This is a genomic window from Streptomyces sp. NPDC012935, assembly GCF_042900345.1.
Taxonomy (GTDB): Bacteria; Actinomycetota; Actinomycetes; order Streptomycetales; family Streptomycetaceae; genus Streptomyces.
In genome coordinates this window covers 54,583-72,663 of record NZ_JBIBBC010000024.1, presented here as the reverse complement: position 1 = coordinate 72,663, position 18,081 = coordinate 54,583, and the positions used below count along the sequence as shown (strand labels likewise).

The 18,081-nt window shown below is 70.4% G+C and carries 13 protein-coding genes; 6 read left to right on the top strand and 7 right to left on the bottom strand.

Features of this window, described 5'->3' with window-relative positions; all coding sequences use genetic code 11:
* Positions 1 to 35: 35 nt before the first annotated feature.
* Positions 36 to 2,480 (bottom strand): polysaccharide lyase 8 family protein, encoded by a 2,445-nt coding sequence (locus ACFY5C_RS37255; protein WP_389453466.1) that lies wholly within the window; start codon positions 2,478 to 2,480, stop codon positions 36 to 38.
* 228 nt (positions 2,481 to 2,708) lie between these two features.
* Here ACFY5C_RS37255 and ACFY5C_RS37250 point away from each other — a divergent pair, with 228 nt between their 5' ends.
* Positions 2,709 to 3,527, top strand: a complete 819-nt coding sequence (locus ACFY5C_RS37250) for a cellulose binding domain-containing protein (RefSeq protein WP_389453463.1) — start codon at positions 2,709 to 2,711, stop codon at positions 3,525 to 3,527.
* Between the two features lie 46 nt (positions 3,528 to 3,573).
* Here the strand turns inward: ACFY5C_RS37250 and ACFY5C_RS37245 are convergent, their stop codons facing one another.
* The 5 genes from ACFY5C_RS37245 to ACFY5C_RS37225 all read right to left on the bottom strand — a co-directional run bounded on the left by ACFY5C_RS37245 (position 3,574) and on the right by ACFY5C_RS37225 (position 10,281).
* Positions 3,574 to 3,948 carry a hypothetical protein gene (locus ACFY5C_RS37245; RefSeq protein ID WP_383601764.1) on the bottom strand — a complete coding sequence of 125 codons (375 nt, stop codon included), beginning with the start codon at positions 3,946 to 3,948 and terminating at the stop codon, positions 3,574 to 3,576.
* Between the two features lie 422 nt (positions 3,949 to 4,370).
* On the bottom strand, positions 4,371 to 5,291 hold the full coding sequence (locus ACFY5C_RS37240; protein WP_389453569.1) for a MurR/RpiR family transcriptional regulator: 921 nt from the start codon (positions 5,289 to 5,291) through the stop codon (positions 4,371 to 4,373).
* A gap of 80 nt (positions 5,292 to 5,371) precedes the next feature.
* Positions 5,372 to 6,922 (bottom strand): phospholipid carrier-dependent glycosyltransferase, encoded by a 1,551-nt coding sequence (locus tag ACFY5C_RS37235; protein WP_389453566.1) that lies wholly within the window; start codon positions 6,920 to 6,922, stop codon positions 5,372 to 5,374.
* 347 nt (positions 6,923 to 7,269) lie between these two features.
* Positions 7,270 to 9,192 carry a phosphatase PAP2 family protein gene (locus tag ACFY5C_RS37230; RefSeq protein ID WP_389453459.1) on the bottom strand — a complete coding sequence of 641 codons (1,923 nt, stop codon included), beginning with the start codon at positions 9,190 to 9,192 and terminating at the stop codon, positions 7,270 to 7,272.
* Between the two features lie 180 nt (positions 9,193 to 9,372).
* Positions 9,373 to 10,281: an N-acetylglucosamine kinase gene (locus ACFY5C_RS37225; RefSeq protein ID WP_389453456.1), complete on the bottom strand. Its 909-nt coding sequence runs from the start codon at positions 10,279 to 10,281 to the stop codon at positions 9,373 to 9,375.
* Positions 10,282 to 10,550: 269 nt separating this feature from the next.
* On the opposite strand from ACFY5C_RS37225, the gene ACFY5C_RS37220 reads away from it, so the two are divergent.
* The 5 genes from ACFY5C_RS37220 (at position 10,551) to ACFY5C_RS37200 (ending at position 17,186) form a co-directional block, all read left to right on the top strand.
* Entirely contained in the window at positions 10,551 to 11,672 is a 1,122-nt protein-coding gene (locus ACFY5C_RS37220) for an ROK family protein (RefSeq protein WP_389453453.1), read from the top strand.
* 270 nt (positions 11,673 to 11,942) lie between these two features.
* A complete protein-coding gene (locus ACFY5C_RS37215; protein WP_389453450.1) occupies positions 11,943 to 13,274 on the top strand; it encodes an ABC transporter substrate-binding protein in 1,332 nt (443 codons plus the stop codon).
* Between the two features lie 172 nt (positions 13,275 to 13,446).
* Positions 13,447 to 14,427, top strand: coding sequence for a carbohydrate ABC transporter permease (locus ACFY5C_RS37210; protein ID WP_389453563.1), 981 nt, complete (start codon positions 13,447 to 13,449; stop codon positions 14,425 to 14,427).
* 18 nt (positions 14,428 to 14,445) lie between these two features.
* Positions 14,446 to 15,333 carry a carbohydrate ABC transporter permease gene (locus tag ACFY5C_RS37205; protein ID WP_389453447.1) on the top strand — a complete coding sequence of 296 codons (888 nt, stop codon included), beginning with the start codon at positions 14,446 to 14,448 and terminating at the stop codon, positions 15,331 to 15,333.
* 5 nt (positions 15,334 to 15,338) lie between these two features.
* Complete coding sequence (locus ACFY5C_RS37200) at positions 15,339 to 17,186, top strand: hypothetical protein (protein ID WP_389453444.1); 1,848 nt, start codon at positions 15,339 to 15,341, stop codon at positions 17,184 to 17,186.
* 95 nt (positions 17,187 to 17,281) lie between these two features.
* On the opposite strand, the gene ACFY5C_RS37195 is transcribed toward ACFY5C_RS37200, so the two are convergent.
* On the bottom strand, positions 17,282 to 17,962 hold the full coding sequence (locus ACFY5C_RS37195) for a nucleoside/nucleotide kinase family protein (protein WP_389453441.1): 681 nt from the start codon (positions 17,960 to 17,962) through the stop codon (positions 17,282 to 17,284).
* Positions 17,963 to 18,081: the final 119 nt, after the last annotated feature.

Below are 18,081 nucleotides of genomic sequence, written 5' to 3'. Positions count from 1 at the left end.
CGGGACCGCGCGCTCGCCCGGCCCGAGCCGCGCGCTCACCCCTGACGGACGATGATCTTCTGCGTAGCGCCCTTCGTCGTGCTCAGGTCGCCGAACGTGAGCCGCAGTGACGAACCGGTCGTCGCCGCGGTCACCGTGGACGGTTTGGAGACCACCGCGGACACAGCCCTGTTCCAGGTGAGCGTCAGGCTCGTCTGCATCCTCATCGGATCGCTGACGCAGATCACCGCCGTGCCGTCGGACCTCTCACTGATCATCACGCAGCACGGATTGCTCGCGACGAGGGGTCCGACCGTGCCGCCGAACCAGAAGTTGACGCCGGTGAAGCCGATCGAGGGAACAGCGACACCCTGCTGGTCGTCGGTGTTGGCGAGGACGGTCAGCCACGTCGTGGCGGCGGCGCGGGCCTGGGTCTGGGCCGCCGTCGCACCCGGCATGAGCAGATAGGCGTAGCGGCCGTCGGTCGGATTCGTGCCGTGATCGACGTACAGGGTCAGGTACTTGCGGTTGAGTGCCGTCGTGGAGCCGCCCTTGTTGATGTCGCTCCACCGACCGACTCGCGCGTCCCGCAGCGCCTCGACGTTCGCACCGCCGGGGAACACGTAGCCGCTGTGCCCGCCGATGTGCGCCCAGGTGGCGCCGGTGAGCGTCTCCGACCAGGGGTAACTCGCGGGTTTGGCGGTGCCGTCGACGACGAAGGGGGCGCCGCCCGTGGTGCCGAGGTTGCGGTTCTCGACCGTCGTCTCCACCGTGGTGCCGTCGGTGCATTTGATGCCGGCACCGAGGCAGACGACCGTGTCGTCCAGGAAGAACCACGACTTCTTCGCGAGCAGCGTGGACTGCAGGCCCTTCAGGTACTGCCCGATCGCCGCCCGCTGCCCGTCGGTGGCCCCGCCGACCCAGTTCACGTCGGGCAGCGAAGCACCCCAGTCGCCGCCGGCCGCGTCCGCGAGCGCCTTGCGCGACGTGGTCGTGCCGGGCAGCCGGTACGGGTCGACCGTGGGCCAGAAGGCGTCGCTGTACTGGCCGTTGCCGAAGGTGTCACCCCACCAACTGAGCATCCCGGAGCCGGTGTGCCAGCCGTGCAGGTTCTCTCCGTTGCCGGTCTCGTAGTACGTGATCCGCCGGTCGGCCATGCTGAGCGAGGCGGCCCAGCCGGGTCTGCGGTGCGTGGCACGGGCCATGTTGGGGAACAGCCGGTGGCCGGTCGGCTCGGCGATCGAAGTGATCGAGGTGTCGTCAAGGACCGACTTGAGGCGGCCCAGGCCGGTGAGACCGATCGTGGGGTTGCTCATGGGCGGGCTGTAATAGTCGCGTTGCAGCCACCCCTTGACCAGACCGCGCCAACGAACGTTCTCCGCGGCACTCGCTCCCTGACCGAGCAGAACGATCGACGCGAGGATCGGATGACCCCTGAGGTGATCGTCCTGCTGGATCTGTTTCGTGTCGGACGCGGACAGTCCCCGGCTGATCGCCCGTCCCGACACGCTGTCCATCACCAGCCCGTTGTAGAGGAACGGCGCCCACGCCCGCTCCACCGCGTCGAACACGATCTGCCGGTTCGCGTCGGTGACCTCCCAACTCGACCCGTCGAGCAGCGCGAACAGCGAACCGAGCCCACCGAGCATCACCGAGCCGTACGAGCCCGTGTACGGCACCGTGGTGTGCTGGATGAACGACCCGTCCGTGTAGAGCCCGTCGCCACTGGTCACGTAAGGGAAGACGGGGGAGAGGGCGTCCCGCGCCAGCGCGATCTTGGCGGAGTTCGCACCGACGATCCCGCGCAGCGCCAGCACCCGGCACAGATCGACGCGGTTGGCCCCGGTGCTGGTGCCGGTGTAGTTGGCGACCGCCGAGTCGGGTACGAAGTGGTCCACCGCGGCGGCGTAGTCGGCGATCCCGTCCGCCGACAGGTGGTCGTACATCAGCACACAGATATCGAGCAGCGCCTGCGGGGCACCGATCTGCCAGCTGTACCAGTTGCCGTAGCGGGCCTGGCTCGCGTTGTAGACCTCGGAATGGAGGTGAGCGAGGCCGGTGAGGATCGCGTCTCTGAGCCCGGCGTTGCCGGTCAGGCCGGTGCCCTGCTGGGAGTACGCCTGGGCGAGCGTGTTGAGCCGGTTGTAACTGGTGTTCATGTTGCCGGAGTAGCCGTACGACTCCTGATCGGTGTCGGGCTCCGGATCGGCGTACACCAGATCCGGCCAGAGCGAGCCGGCCGCCGGGGCCATGGAGGACCGCCACTGGCCCGCGGCGCTGCCGAGTTCGGCGAGCCGGCTCTTGAAGGGTTCCGAGGTGGGGCTGAACCCTTCGCCCAGAATGAGCGCGCGCCACTTCGCCCGCAGCGTGGTGAACTCGTCAGCCTCCGCGGCCGGTTCGGCGGACGGAGGCGCGGCGCTCGCCTGGACGGACAGGCCGAGCGCGACAGCGGTGCCGGTGCTTGCGGCCAGAAAGCCGCGACGTGACCAACGAGTCGTCATGACGGCGCTTTCTAGCAGGGGAACGCTCAAACGCTCAATAGTGAATACCTAATTGATCGTATTGAGCATTTGAGGGAGGTGAAGGGAGGGTAGGTGCCGAACAGGCAAGGCGCTCGGCGTGTTCTGTTGCGCGGGTGGCGCCGTCCGCTGAACCGGCGGGACGGCAACCCCGTATCACTCCTCGGGGATTTGGCGAAGCCCGTGAAGACGGGACGGAAGGAGAGCGGCGTGCCCACACGGCCCGACCCCGCGCAGCCCGACGAAGACCCGGCCCTGGAACCGATCCGCGTCCTGCGCCCGCGCCGCACCGACGCGCTCGCTGAGCTGTTCAAGGAGCTGGAGCAGGAAAGGAACGGCTACGAGACCGTGGTCGTGCCCGGTGCCCAGCCCGGCGCCGAGGACGCGACACAGGAACTCCCGGCCGTCACCGAGGACACGAGGATCGCACCGCGCGGCAGCGCCGCCCGCCCCGGCCCGGACGCGCCCGGCCCGCCCGCGCCCGGCCCGGGATTTGGCCGCGTGGCCGCCGCGGTCGCCGTGACGGCCGCCGCGGTCCTCGGCTTCGGCGGGGCGCTCCTGCTCTCCGGCCGTGACGACGGTAGGGCGGCGGCGAAGGATCCGGCACCTTCCGCCGCAGACTCAGCGTCGGCCGCGCCCACCCGTCCAGCCCCCGCCCCCGGCGCAGGCGCGGACGGCGCACCCGGCGCCGACGAGCCCGGTGACCCTCCCGCCTGCAGTGCGTCCTTCCGGACCGTCAGCAGCTGGCAGGGCGGCTATCAGGGCGAGGTGACGGTGACCGGCGCGCCCGCGTCCTCGGCCGCCGGCTGGACCGCGACGGTCGTACCGGCCGAAGGCGCCCGCCTCATCCAGGTCTGGGACGGCACCCTCACCACGGCCGGGGACGGCACGGCCACCGTCGCCAACGCGTCCTGGAACGGGAAGCTGGCGCCCGGCGCGAGCGTCAAGTTCGGCTTCATCGCCGACACCTCGGCGTCCGGTGCCCCGTCCGCGGAGGTCACCTGCGCGGCGACAGCCGATGCCTCCTGACGCCCCCGCACGGCCGAGGGCCTCGGTGCGAGGGCCGGGCGGCCGGTCAGCGCCCGTGGTCGACCAGCGCCTGCGACACCGCACGCACGCTGCGGGCGATGTGCTGCAGCTGCATGACCTCCGCCGCGTAGAGCTTGATGGTGTGTTCGATGACCGCCTCCGGCATGCCGAGGGCGGGCAGGTCGGCCCGTGCGGTCTGCAGTGCGGTGCGCGCGACCCGGATCTCGTTCTGGACCTGGATCTGCGCATGGCGGGCGAGCAGCACGGGGTGGCGGATCAGGGCCGGGTAGCTGGCGTAGCGGGCCGGCACCAGTTCACGCAGCCACTTGGCCGCCGAGCGTTCCCAGTCGTAGGAACCGGGGGTCTTGACCTGGCACGGCCAGTCCGGGGTGATGCGCGTGGTCGTCAGGGGCATGATCATCGCTTCCGGGTGTGCGGCGTCGTCCGGGGTGTTCGACGTGGTCGGGGCGGCCCCGGCCTAGGGGATGACCGGGGCCGCCGCCACGGGCGCTCGCGCAGGCGATGCCCGACCGAACAGCCCGCGCGCCGACGCGGGTAGGAGACGGCGGCAACGGGTGTTCGTTGAGGAGCCCGGAAGGGCAGACGGCAGTCGCACGACGGATGGGGTGACGTGCGCATGAACGGACCGGCTGCTCTCTGCGGGCGGATGGTGCGTGTGAAGTATTTATATATGCCGTCCGCTTTGCAAGACGTATGAAAACATTCATGCGTGATTTGAAGTGAATGGTCCCCGTGTGGTGCGGTTCGAGCGAAGTGGGGGAGCGGCGCCGTACGGACGGGTGATGCGGAGGATCAGTCCTGGTGGCGGCGGTCGCGGCGGGATCAGTCCCGGAGGAAGAACTGGTGCTGGTCGGAGATCTGCTCGTAGTCCTCGAGCCGCGCCTGGGTCCGCTCCGGGTCGGCGTCGGTCATGGCCTGCAGCAGCGCAGCGGCCATCACACCGGGCGCGGCGTAGGAGTCGAAGACCAGCCGGGAGCCGGTGCCGGTGGCGAAGACGACGTCGGCGTTGTCGGCCACCGGCCCGAGCGCCAGGTCGGTGATCAGGGCGACCCGCAGTCCGGCGCTGCGGGCGACCCGTACGGCGGTCAGGGTCTCCTGGGCGTGCCTGGGCATGGAGAACGCGAGCACCCAGGTGCCGCCCGCCTCGCGCGACTGCAGCAGCGCGTCGTAGGCGACGCTGCCGCCCCGGGTCACCAGCCGCACGTCGGGGTGGACGCGGCGCGCCGCGTAGGCGAAGTACTCGGCGAGGGACGCCGAGATGCGCAGTCCGAGGATGGTCAGCGGCGTCGACCGGGACAGTTTGCGGCCGATGTCGATGACCTGGTCGGGGTCGGCGAAGTCGCGCCGCAGGTTCTCCAGGTTGTCGATCTCGGCGTCCACGGCGGACTGCAGTTCGTTCGCGCCGTTCTCCTCGGCCGCGGGGCCCCCGGCGAGATGGCCGAGGGCGATCGACTGCAGCTTCTCCCGTAGCGCGGGGTAACCACTGAAGCCCACCGCCGCCGCGAAACGCGTCACCGAGGGCTGGCTGACACCGACCCGCTCGGCGAGATCGGTGATCGAAAGGAACGCCGCTTCGGTGATGTGCTCGATCAGATACTGGGCGATGCGCCGCTGTCCGGGGGACAGCCGGGGCTGGTCGAAGAGTGTCCTGAGCTGGGAAGTCGGGGACGCTTCCGCTTCGCCGGCGGACTTGCCCGAGGTGATGGCGGATGCCTGTGCGCGTGCCTGCTGCGGCGATGGCAGGGAGGCGGCTCCTTTGTCTTCCACAGTGCTTCAACATAGCTCACACACTGTGGTGACCTGGGCTGGTATGACTCCCGCGCTCACCGTCGATAGATGGTGATCGAATGGCCGACCGTATCGATCATACGACTACTGTCGATCAATTCGGCCAATCGGCCGGTCGCCTTGGCGACCGAGGAGTTCGACACGACCAGCAGTCCGCGCACCTCACGGGCGGGTGCCTTGCGCGGATCGGCGGCATGGACGCCGTAGGCGGACGGCACCCCGCTGCCCTTGTACACCAGCCAGATCCGTTCCCCCCGGTACCGCTCGTCCAGCCGGTCCGCGAGCCGGCCCAGGTCCTGGCCCCAGTCCACGTTCGAGTCGTGCAGCCGCAGACGGGTCTTCGCCGGACCGCCGAACGCCTCATTGGAGTACGGCAGGTAGTACGGGTACGTGCGCAGCGAGCTGACCGCGACGAACGCCACCAGCGCCCCCACCGCGACCGGCGCCCACCGCCACCGCACCGCGAGCACGCAACCCGCCGCCACCGCCAGGAACATCGGCACGAAGACGGCGTAACGCGTGCCGAAGTCCCGTGACCCGAGCATGGCCGCGACGAGCAGCACGGCGGCGGGCACCAGCAGGTAGGGCGCCGCTGGGCGCAGCCGCCGTACGGCCACCACCGCCACGACACCCGCCGCCCACAGGGCGAGCATGCCGAGCGGCGTCTTCACCAGCAGCGCGGCCGGCAGGTAGTACCAGAGCGAGCCGGTGTAGAGCCGGCCGAACAGGAAGCCCTGCCACGGGTACTCCTCGAAGCCGAACTGGACCCGCATCCCGTCGCCGTAGGCCTGCGGGAACGGCAGCAGATCGATGACGAGTGCGCGCAGCCCGTGCACGACGGGCACGGGCTGCTGCGGCGTCCAGCGCAGCCGCGGGTCGACCACCAGGTACGAGGCCCATACGACCGCGATGGCGGTCACCGCCACGACACCGGCACCCGCGGCCACCCGCCCGAGGGCCCGTCGGCGCGGCTGCGAGGGCGACTTCGCGCACCAGAGCGACAGTCCCGTGAGCGCCAGCAGCACCGGGACCGCAGCCAGAGTGCTCATCTTCGTGGCCAGTGCCGCGCCGAGCGCCACCCCGGCGAGGGGCAGGTACCAACGTGGCCCGCGGCGGGCCCGCCACAGCAGCCAGACCGACGTGAGGACGAACCCCGCAGCCGGCACGTCCAGCGTGGCCAGCGAGCCGTGCGTGACGAGGTCGGGGGAGAAGGTGTACAGACCGAGCGCCCCCAAACCGCCCGCGGCACCGGCCAGTTCACGGGCGAAGGCGAAGACGATCAACCCGAACGAAAGCGTCAAAACGATCACAGGGAGTCGGGCGAACAGCATCAGCCGCCATGGATCGTTGCCCGACTCGTACAGCAGGTGGCGCCCCAACTGGCCCTGATCGCCGGCGAAGGAGTGGTCGACGTGTGGATCGGCCGCCGCCACTCCGACGGCGATGATCAGCTTTCCGAGCGGCGGATGCTCGGGGTTGTGGGTCAGTCGGTGCTCGTGCAGATACTCGGCCGCCGTGCCCACATACACGGGCTCATCGATCGTCGGAGTCTGCTGTACGGCCGTCGTCACCATCGCGATGGCCATCTGGCCGAGCAGCACGACCACGAGGAGCGGTACGAGCCAGCGCCGGCCGGCCAGCCGCGACGGCTGCACGCCGGAGGCATCGGAACCGGTTTTGGCATCGGAACCGGCGTTGGTATCGGAACCGGCGTTGGTATCGGACCCGGTTTTGGCGTCGGAACCGGCGCAGGCGTCGGACCCGGCAGAACCGTTGGGCACACCGGAGAGCACCCCCGGGGCCGAGGCAGGGACCGAGTGCTGTTCGAGCGCCATCTTCCGCTCCGCGGCGCCGTCGACCCCGCGGCGGCGGGAGCTGATCCGGAGCCGGCGCATGAGCCCACTCTGCACCAGCTCCCGCCCCGGGGACGGCGTTACCGCCTGAGGAGTCGTACCGACAGACCATCCGTCGTGCAGACGGGTACGGCTCGCAGCGTGCGGGAGTTCAGCTCCACGCGGTCGAACTGGCCGCGCAGCTGTGACGCCTCGATGACGGGCACCATGGTGCCTGCGACCGGCGGACGCTCCGCGTCGAGGCGCAACGACAGCACGCTGCCCCGGCCCAGCGTGACCCGGCGGGACACCTCGAGCGCCGGACCGTGATTCCTGCGGACCGGCAACTGCAGTGCAGCGGCGCCGTCCTGGACGTACGAGCCGCGCACCCGCAGCACCTTGTCCGCGTGGAGCGTGCCGCCCTTCACCCGCACGTCGCCCTCTCCGAGGGCGTTGGCGGAAGCGGCGACCAGCACGCCCTCCTCGACCACCGTGCCGCCGTGGTACCGGTTGTGCCCGGTCAGGGTGAGCGTGCCGGTGCCGCGCTTGGTCAGGCCGCCCTCGCCGCGGATGTCGTTGCGCCAGCTGTCCGCCGCGCCGAAGCCCCCGGCCGCCGCGTCGAGCGTGACGCTCACGTCGGAGTCGAAGGCGCCGTAACCGTCCGCCGCGGTGAACAGGTCGAGCCGTCCCCACTGCTCGAAGCCGTCCAGCAGGACGTATCCGCCGGGCAGCGCGGTGGTGCGCAGCACCTCGCGGCGCTGGGCCGCGGTCAGGTACGGCTGCCGCGTCTCCAGCAGCACCTCCGCGCCCTTCGGCACGGTCAGGGGCTCGTCGCGGCCCCGACGGGGCAGCACGTAGGTCAGCTTCGGCTCGACCGTGCGGGCGTTGGCGTCACGGTCGGCGTACGGGTCGGTCGCGCGGTCGGCCGAGTGGGCGTACGCGTTGAGCGTGTCGGCCGTGGTGCCGGTCCGCGCCTTGAAGTACGCCAGGGCCTGCGCGCGGGCGGCGGCCTTGAGGTCTGCGTTCGCGGGGTCGGCGAGGGCGGCGGCGGCCAGGGCGGTGGCCATGATGCGGCCGCCGAGGACGTCGACCGTGGAGTGCATGCCCGCCACGATGCGGGTGTGGCTGAGCTCGAAGGCGCGGGTCACCAGCTCCTGGAAGCGCTCGGGCACGGCGTAGGCGTACGCCAGCGCCGCCAGGTGCAGGGCGTTGGTGTGCCCGCTGGGGAAGCCGCCGTCCTCGGTCGCGTTCTCACCGCGCTGGCGCAGCAGCTGCGGGGCGACGACCACCTTCGACTCGTAGACGGGAAAGCCGAACTCGTCCTTCGTGCCGGTGTCGACGACCTCGCTCTCCTCGTTCATCCGCCATGGACGCGGGTACTGGAAGGCGAACTTGGCCGGGTTGCCGGAGGCGAAAGGGCCGCGCACGGTGTCGATCAGCTTGGCCACCTTGCCGAGCTCCGAGTCGTACGATCCCGCGCCGATCGCGGAACCGGGCGGGGCGTCCGCGGGCACGGCGTCGCTGATCTTCCCCGAGGGGGTGCCGTCCGGAGCGCTGGTGATCGATGTGACCGCCCTGGCGCCCGACTTGTACAGGTCGGCAAGCGGACCGAGCCCGGCGATCACCGAGTAGCTCTGATGCTGACGGTCGATGATGAACGATTCCTTCGCCTGAGCGTCCGTGCGCGCGATGGTGATGCGGACGCTGTAGCGCATGTTGGCGCGCAGCACGTCGGGCATGAGCGGCATGCCGGTGTTCCAGGCGCCGCCCGTCTTCCACATCTTCGCGAAGCCGCCGAGGACGCGGACCACCGCGTTGGTCTCGGGCGTCAGGTTCGCGACGACGTTGGTTTTGTAGTCGTCGACGAACGCGGCTGCCTTCGTGGCGGCCTTGGCGTCCGCGGCGGGGAGCCAGCCGGCGACGGCAGGGACGGTCAGCAGGGCCGCACCGCCGCCGGCGGAGGTCAGGAGAAAGCGCCTTCTATTGAGGGACGGGGTGGCATGGCGCCCGACGGATGCCGGCATGGTGCCTCTCTCGAGTTCATCGGCCCGAACGGCCGGGAGGAGATCGAAGTGATCGACTCGACGGTCTGGTGCACATCTGGTGCACATGAGACGCACGAAACGCAGGGGGATCGAGTCTTACGAGCGAAGATCTACGGGCGAGTTGTGTCGGACTCAGGAGGGCGCGGAGTCCGGCAGCTGTCACACAAGTGAACGGGCGAGTGCCACGGCGCCCTCGACCGGCGGCACTTCCAGGCGCCACGGCCGGGCCCCCGGCACGCTGTCCGCAAGCGCGGCGGCGAAGGCGTCGTACAGGACGGGCTGGGCGAGAATGGTGCTGCCGGCTACCACGACGTCGTCCACCGGGACCCCACGCGAGGCGAGTTGTCCGACCAGCGCGGCCAGCGACCGGCCGCCCTCGTCGATCACCGCACGGGCGAGCGGTGAACCGGCCCGGGCGGCCGCGAACACCATCGGCGCATGCCGGCCCCACTGTGCGGACGGACTCTCGGCGCTCTCCAACGCCGCGCCGAGTGCGGGCACTTCGACGACGCCGAACGCGTCGAGAAGCCCGCGCGTCAGAGCGTCGGGCTCCTCGCCGAGATCGTGCGCCGCCCACACGGCCCGAGCCGCCTCGCGGACGAGACCCGCCGAGCCGCCCTCGTCGCCGAGGACCGCGCCCCAGCCGCCGACCTGGACCGCAGTGCCGTCGGTCAGCCGGCCGACCGCGACGGACCCGGTGCCGGCGACCAGCCCGATGCCCTTGTCCAACCCGGCGGCGGGGACGAGCAGTTCGGCATCTCCCACCACCGACGCGGGCGCGTCGAAGTGGAGTTGGAGCGCGGTACGGATCTGGCCGCACTGGCGGGGTGTCTCGCAGGCGTGCCCGCCGACCGCGAGGGCCGAGGGGCGCCCGCCGGCCGGCAGGGTGTCGGCGACCAGAGCGGCCAGCCAGCCGGCGGCGGCGACCGGGTCGTGCGGCCGCCAGCCGCTGCTCGTACGGACGTGGTCGGCGACCATGACGTCCCCCGCGAGCGCGCGCAGGTGCGTCTTGGTGCCGCCCACGTCGATGCCCACCACGACAGGAGGCGAGTGGGGAGTGTCCTGCACGGATCCTCTTTCGTCGTTGCGCGTCGGCTGCGACGGCGGGCGAACCGTGCCTGGGCGGGCGCGGACGTCGCGACGAGCGGCGTGGATCCGCGCCGTTGAGCGTAGGGAAACCCCGGGACGGGCTTCGTTGCCGAGTGCGGCAGGCGAGTACCGCATCAGTTCGTTAGGAAGTTAACTAACGAAGTAGGGTGCGTCAAGAGGCACGGAATTCCCGTTGCCGCACGATCATTTCGGCGGTTCCGACTGCCGCGGCAAGACCTGGGGAGACCATGGACCTGAGCGAGAGCGCGCGTGCGGTGTTCGCGGTACTGGCCGGGGCGGGCACCGCCACCCGTCCCCAGCTGGCGGCAGGTGCGGGCCTTTCTAAGCCGACCGTCTCCGCCGCCGTAGCCGAACTGGAGGCCGCCGACCTCGCAGCCCACTCCGGCACCGCCTCCGGCGCCACCGGCCGCTCCGCCGCCGTCTACCGGCTCGGGCCCGCCGCCGGCGCCGTGCTCGCCGTCGACCTCGGGCCCGCCCAGACCCAGGTGCGCTGCTGCGCCCTGGACGGCACCCTGCTGGCCGAGGGCACCGGCTCCCGCGACGCCGCCGCCGACACCGTGCGCAAGGTCCTTGACGCCCTGCCCGACGACGCCCCGCTGCGCGCCGTCGTCGTCGCCGTCGGTGACGTCACGACCTTGGACCGGGACGGCGGCGGGATGCGGCCCGCGACCGCGAAGGCCGGCCCCGTCTTCGACGCCATGGCCGTCGCACTGCCGCCGGGCGTACCCGTCCACCTGGAGAACAACGTCAACTGCGCCGCCCTCGCCGAACTGCACGAGGGCGCGGCCCGCGGCCGTCGCACGTTCGGATATCTGCGCATCGGCGTGGGCATCGGTCTCGGCATCGTCGTAGGAGGCCAGGTCCTGCGCGGCGCGAACGGGGCCGCCGGTGAGGTGGCCCGGCTGCCGTACCCGTGGGACGACGGCCGCGAGCCGCGCCACGAGGCGCTGGAGGACCGCATGGGCGTACGTTCCCTGCTGCGCCGGACGGCCGAGGCGTGGCAGGACGACGACGAGCCGTGCCCCGAGACCGCCGAGCAGCTGTTCGCCCTCGCCGGGGCGGGTCACCGCACGGCCGGTGCCGCGGTCGCCGGGCATGCCGCCGACATCGGACGGCTGGCCGCCGCCGTGGCCGCCGTCCTGGACCCCGGGCTGATCGTGCTGGGCGGTGCCGTCGGCTCGAACCCGCAGCTCGTGCCGGGTGTTCGGACCGAGCTCGGCCGGCTGAGCTGGCCCACCGAGGTCGTCAGCAGCGCGCTCGGCGACAGCGGCACCGTGGTGGGAGCCACCCGCCTCGCCGTCGCCCGTGGACTCCAAACCGTGACCGGGGCGGTCCAGGCGAAGCATTGACGGACTCCACCCGCTTCTGCCAATGTCCGGACAAGCGCTTTCTGAGTCGGCGGGACCCGGCTCGGGACGAGGTACTGCGCCGTACATCGGGTACGGCCAGCCGTGCGAGGGCGTGCTCGTACGGTCACGGCCAGGACGACGGCCGTGGACCCTCGTCCGACACGGCGGAACGACCGGGCGAGGTCGCGGGCCGTAGGGCGCCATCCACAGAAGGATCCGAGCCGCGCTGACCGGCCGGGCAATCCGTCACGCACATCCAGGGAGGACCCGGTGGGTCACCACATCTCGCGCAGAACTCTCTTCCGCACCGCGAGCGGACTGGCCGTCGCCGGCGCGCTCGGCAGCTCGCTCAGCGCCTGCGCCGGCGGCACGGGCGCCGGCAGCACCAGCAGCGACCTGACCATGACGTGGTGGGGCAGCGACGACCGGCACAACGCCTACAAGAAGTCGCTCGCCTATTTCCAGAAGCAGAACCCGAAGATCAAGATCCGCGAGACCTACCAGGGCTACGACGGCTACTTCGACAAGTTCAACACCAACATCGCCGGCGGCAGCGCCCCGGACCTGCTGCAGATGGACACCGCCCTGGTGGCGCAGTACGCGCGCAAGGGCGTCCTCGCCCCGCTCGACTCCTACGTCGGCAAGACCCTGGACCTGACGGGCTTTTCCAAGACACTCCTCGCCGCCGGCACCGTGGACGGCAAGCTGTACGGGGTCCCGTCCGGCATCGGCGTCAACCAGCTCACCGTCAACCGCAGCGGCCTGGAGAAGCTCGGCCTGAAGCTGCCCGACCGCGAGTGGACCTGGGCCGACCTGAAGAAGACCGCCCAGGACGTCTACAAGAAGAGCGGCGGCAAGACCTACGGAGTCGACGACGGCGGCGGCTCCACCCTCCAGTGCTTCGAGGTGTTCGCGCGCGAGAAGGGACAGACCTTCTTCTCGGACGACGGCAAGAAGCTCGGCTTCACCTCCGACACCCTCCAGGAGTGGTGGGAGTACTGGGCCGAGATGCGCAGGACGAACGCGTCCCCGCCCCCGGCGATCACCTCCGCCGCGCACAACGACCTCACCAAGAACGCGGTCGTCATCGGCAAGGCGCTGTTCACCTTCGACTCCGGTGTCTACGGCGCGGGCGGTTCGATCACCGACGCCCAGCTGGACTTCCTGCCGACCCCGCAGGGCGACTTCTCCGGCGCCCGCGAGGGCAACTTCGTCAACGGCGGCGTCCTGCTGTGCGCCACCAAGGCCAGCAAGAAGGTCGCCGACTCGGTGAAGATCATGAACTTCTTCGCCCAGGACGACACGGCGATCAAGGACATGCAGCTGTTCCGTGGCATCCCGCCGACCGAGAAGGCCCGCAACCTCATCGCCGCGGGCCTGACCGAGACGGACAAGCTGAACATGGAGAACGCGGACTACATCTCCCAGCGTGTCTCCAAGGCGTCCAACGCCCTGCCCGCGCCGGTGCCGCCGCCGCAGGGGGCCGACCAGATCTGGGACCTGCTGTTCCAGTCGAACCTCGCGGTGGCCTTCGGCAAGAAGTCGATCAAGGCGCAGCTCTCCGAGTTCTTCGACCAGGCGTCGGGGATTCTCGGAAGTTAGCTCCGCCGGGACTGCCGAGGAGGAATTGCCGCGATGTGCCGTCGGTTGTCTGCGGATTCGTCGTGGCTGGTCGCGCAGTTCCCCGCGCCCCTCGGGGGCGTGGCAGTCAACCGGGGCGTCGAGGAGTGCAGCCCCAGCTGAAATACCGGGAGAGGGCCAGGAAGACATGAGTATGACCACCGCGCAGACCGGCGAGGTCATGAAGGAGCCGTCGGTTCCCGCGACCCCGTCCGACCAGCGGGAGCGTGACCGTATGCGCCGTCGGCTCGCCAGACGGCGGGGCGGGGGATGGTGGCCGTACCTCTTCCTGGCCCCCTGGTTCGTGGGCCTGTTCGGGCTGACGATCTACCCGATGCTCGACTCGCTGTACCTGTCGTTCACCAACTTCGACCTGCTGACGCCCGCGCAGTGGGTCGGCATGGACAACTACGACCGGATGTTCAACGACGACCCGGTCTTCTGGGACTCGGTGCACGCCACCCTCGTGTACGTCGTCGTCTCCGTGCCCCTGAAACTGGCCCTCGCCCTCGCGGTGGCGATGCTGCTCAACCGCGACCTCAAGGGCATCGGCCTGTACCGGGCCGCCTTCTACCTGCCGTCCCTGCTCGGCGGGGCCGTGGCCATCGCCATCGTGTGGCGGCAGGTCTTCGGCGGCGAGGGCCTGTTCAACGACTTCCTGGGCTGGTTCGGGCTCAACACCGGACAGGACTGGATCTCCAGCCCGGACACCGCGCTCTACACGCTCGTCCTGCTGGCCGTCTGGCAGTTCGGCACGCCCATGGTGATCTTCCTCGCCGGGCTGAAGCAACTGCCGAAGGACGTGTTCGAGGCGGCCGCGATCGATGGCGTCGGCGCCGTGACGAGGTTCTTCAAGATCACCCTCCCGCTGCTCACTCCGATCGTCTTCTTCAACGTGGTCCTTCAGATCATCGACGCGTTCAAGACGTTCACGCCCGCGTTCGTGATCAGCAACGGCTCCGGCGGACCGCTCAACTCGACCATGCTGTACTCCCTCTACCTGTACAAGAAGGGCTTCACCGACCTGCAGATGGGGTACGCCTCCGCGCTGGCCTGGGTGCTGTTCCTGGTCATCGCACTCTTCACGGCGGTCAACTTCATCGCCAGCCGCTACTGGGTCCACTACGACGACTGAGCGAGGAGTCCTTCACCCATGTCCGCCATCACCCCGCCCCGGCCCTCGACGTCGCCGCTGCACAGGCTCCGCTCGGCCACCGGGACCCGCCGTATCTTCATCCACACCGTGCTCATCGGCGTGGCGATCGTCATGCTCTACCCGCTGATGTGGATGCTCAGCAGCTCCCTCAAGCCCGACACCGAGATCTTCACCCACCCCGGGCTCATCCCGACTGCGCTGCGCCCCGAGAACTACTCCGAGGGCTGGAGCGGCTCCGGCAACTCCTTCTCCCTCTACATCACCAACTCGTTGATCGTGACGATCGGCGCGGTGATCGGAAACGTCATCTCCTGCTCGCTGGCCGCCTACGCCTTCGCCCGCTTCGAGTTCCGCGGCAAGAAGATCTGGTTCGGCCTGATGCTCGGCACGCTGATGCTGCCCACCCAGGCCGTCCTGATCCCGCAGTACACGATCTTCTACAACCTGACCTGGATCAACACGTTCCTGCCGCTGATCGTGCCGAAGTTCCTCGCGGTGGACGCGTTCTTCATCTTCCTGATGGTCCAGTTCATCCGCTCCATCCCACGTGAGCTGGACCAGGCAGCCATGGTCGACGGCGCCAACCCCTGGAAGATCTACTGGAAGATCATCCTGCCGCTGATGAAACCGGCGCTGATCACCACCACGATCTTCACCTTCATCTGGACCTACGACGACTTCCTGCACCAGCTCGTCTACCTCCAGCAGAACGACAAGTTCACCGTGCCCCTGGGCCTGACGCTGTTCCTCGACCAGACCAGCGGCTCCTCCTACGGCGCGATGTTCGCCATGTCGACACTCGCCCTCCTGCCCACCCTCATCTGCTTCCTCATCTTCCAGAAGAGGCTGGTGGAAGGCATGGCCACCTCCGGCATGAAGGGCTGACACCCGTGCATCTCCCTCGCCAGCTCGGCGCCCTGCACGACCTCCCGGACACCCCTCAGGCATACGACGCCGTCCTCGCCGGTGTCGCCGAACAGGCCCTGGCCCGGCTCACGCCGGAGGGCAACCTGGAACACCCCGACTGTGTCGACGACATCGGCGACACCTCGCTCGGCGTCACCTCGCTCCTCGCCCTGGCGTGGCAGCGCGGCCAGGACCCACGCCTGCCGGAGGCGGTGCGCCGCAGCCTCGCCTTCCATCTGCGCGAGCGCGTCTACACCGACGACAACCCCGGCTACCCGAACCTGCGGGCCCGCAACTGCGGTCTGCCGTACGCCCGTTACACCCTCGCCGCCGGCGCCCATCCCATCGGTGACTGGCCGAGCACGGTGTGGGCGCTGCTCCAGGCGGTCAACGTGCTGGACCTCGCGCAGGGCCTCGTCGAGGACGGGCAGCGCACCGAGCTGATCGAAGTGGCGCACGGCTACTGGCGCTGGCTGACCGAGGCGACCTTCTTCAACCCGCAGGAGGCCGGCAACCAGGCCATCGGCTGCGTCGTCGGCGGCCTGATGCTGGCCCGCCACCTCCCGCCCGGCCGGCGCGACCTGGTGCGGTCCCGAGCGATCGCCCTGTACGCCGAGAAGATCCGCGCCCACCGGGTCGCCGACCGCGGCGCACTCCTGCCTCCCGAGCACGGCGGCGCGTACGACAACAACTACGGCCCGATCTCCCTGTCCTTCCTCGCCCAGGCCCACCGGGTCAGCGGCGAGGAGATCTTCGCCGAGGACGGAGACGCGCTCGCCCGCTACATCGACGCCCGTCTGCCCGGCGGCGGCTTCGACAACGGCGGCCCGCGCTACAGCGAGCAGCACAGCGGCTTCGAGTCGGTCCTCGGGCTGCGCTACTTCAGCCGGCGCATCGGCTCCGACCTGGGGCGCTACCGGGGCGACACCCGGTGGGGCCGGCACGCGGTCAAGGCGGACGGCGAAGTCGACGGCCACTTCGCCTGGATGCTGGTCTGGCAGATCCAGGACACCGCGCGCTGGCACCGCACCCCGTCCCTGGCCCCGGCCCGCCACCAGCTGCGCGCCGGTTCGGTCTCGGTGGCCTTCGACGACCGTATGACCCCGTCGCTGATCGAGGCGGCGGGCACGTACTACCTCCCGGCGGCGGTGAACCGGCAGCACGGCTTCGGCCCCGTGACGGACGGCTTCCTCCTCTGCCGCCCGATGGGCGCGGTCCGCGTCCGGGACGTCCGCGCCGACGGCCTCACGGCCAAGCTGGTCACCAAGCCGGTCGTCGGTCGCGACCACGTCCTGCGCCATGTCCGGTCCCTGTACGTCACCGACGGCACGGCCCTGTGGGTGACGGTCGCGGTTCAACGGCTGCCCGGCACGCCGTATCTGCTCGCGGGACTGCCGTACGCCACCGATGACGGCGCGCGCGTACGCAGGACCGCGGACGGTGACGTCACCTCGGCCGGGGAACTGCGCCTGACGCACCCGGAGGCGGACGGCGTGGACCACTTCGACGCCCGCGCGGACCGGACCCAGGAGGAGGCGGCCTTCGCCCTCGCGGCCGACCCCCGCGGTTACGGCAACCCCGACCTGGGCTGGAGCCACCTCGTCGGCTCGACGGCACTGGAGGCCGAACCGGCCCCCGGCGCACCGGAGGACCTGCACGTCTTCGCCGTACGTTACGGAGCAGGAAGCCACGGAGCGACGGGCCCGTTCGCGCCCGCCTTCGCCCAGGACGGTCCGGGCCTGACGGTCCGCACGGAGGCCTTCACCGCCGTGGTCGGCGAGGCGGCGGGCGACGCGCACGGGGAACCGGAGCTGACGCTGCGGGCCGTGTAGGACGGTCCTGCGGGCCGTGTAGGACGGTCCTGCGGGTCGTGCAGGCCGGTGCTGCGGGTCGTGCAGGCCGGTCCTGCGGGTCGTGCAGGCGGTCCTCAAGCCCCCGCTCGGGCTGTCGACGACCCGTGCGGGACGGGCACCACCGTGGCCGGCACCAGCAGGTCGGCCCGGTCCCGTGTCGCGGCGACCAGCTCCGCGTTGCGCTGGTCCGAGCGCAGCACCCAGGCCACCGCCTCGTCGTGCGGCTTGCCGAACTCCTCGTGCCGGGCGATCAGCCGCCGCAGGCGTTCCGGCTCGTCGAGCTCGCAGAACCACACCTCGTCCAGCTGCGTCCGTACCCTCGCCCACGCACCCGTCTCGAGCAGCAGGTAGTTGCCCTCGGTCACCACCAGCCGGGCCGTGGCCTGCACCGGAACGACGCCCGCGATCGGCTGCTCCAGAACCCGCTCGAAACCGGGCGCGTACACGGTGTCAGCGTAGGAATCCTCGCGCAGGCGCCGCAGAAGCGCCGCGTAACCTGCCGCGTCGAACGTGTCGGGCGCGCCCTTGCGGTCCCGGCGGCCGAGCCGGTCCAGTTCCACGTCGGCGAGGTGGAAGCCGTCCATGGGCACATGCGCGACCCAGGGATCCCCGGCACCGTTCAGCTCCCGCACCAGCTGCTCGGCGAGCGTCGTCTTGCCCGCCCCTGGGCTGCCGGCGATGCCGAGGACGGCGCGGCGGCCGTCGCGGGGGAGAGACCGGGCACGGGCGAGGAGGTCGTCGAAGGTCAGGGCCACACAGCAGAGTGTGTCACCCGGCCGGCGATGACTTCCGGCGGTCCGCGGAGTCTCGTGGACAGGGGATCCTCCTCATCACGAGTCATCACGAGATCACGAGTCATCACGAGATCAAGAGT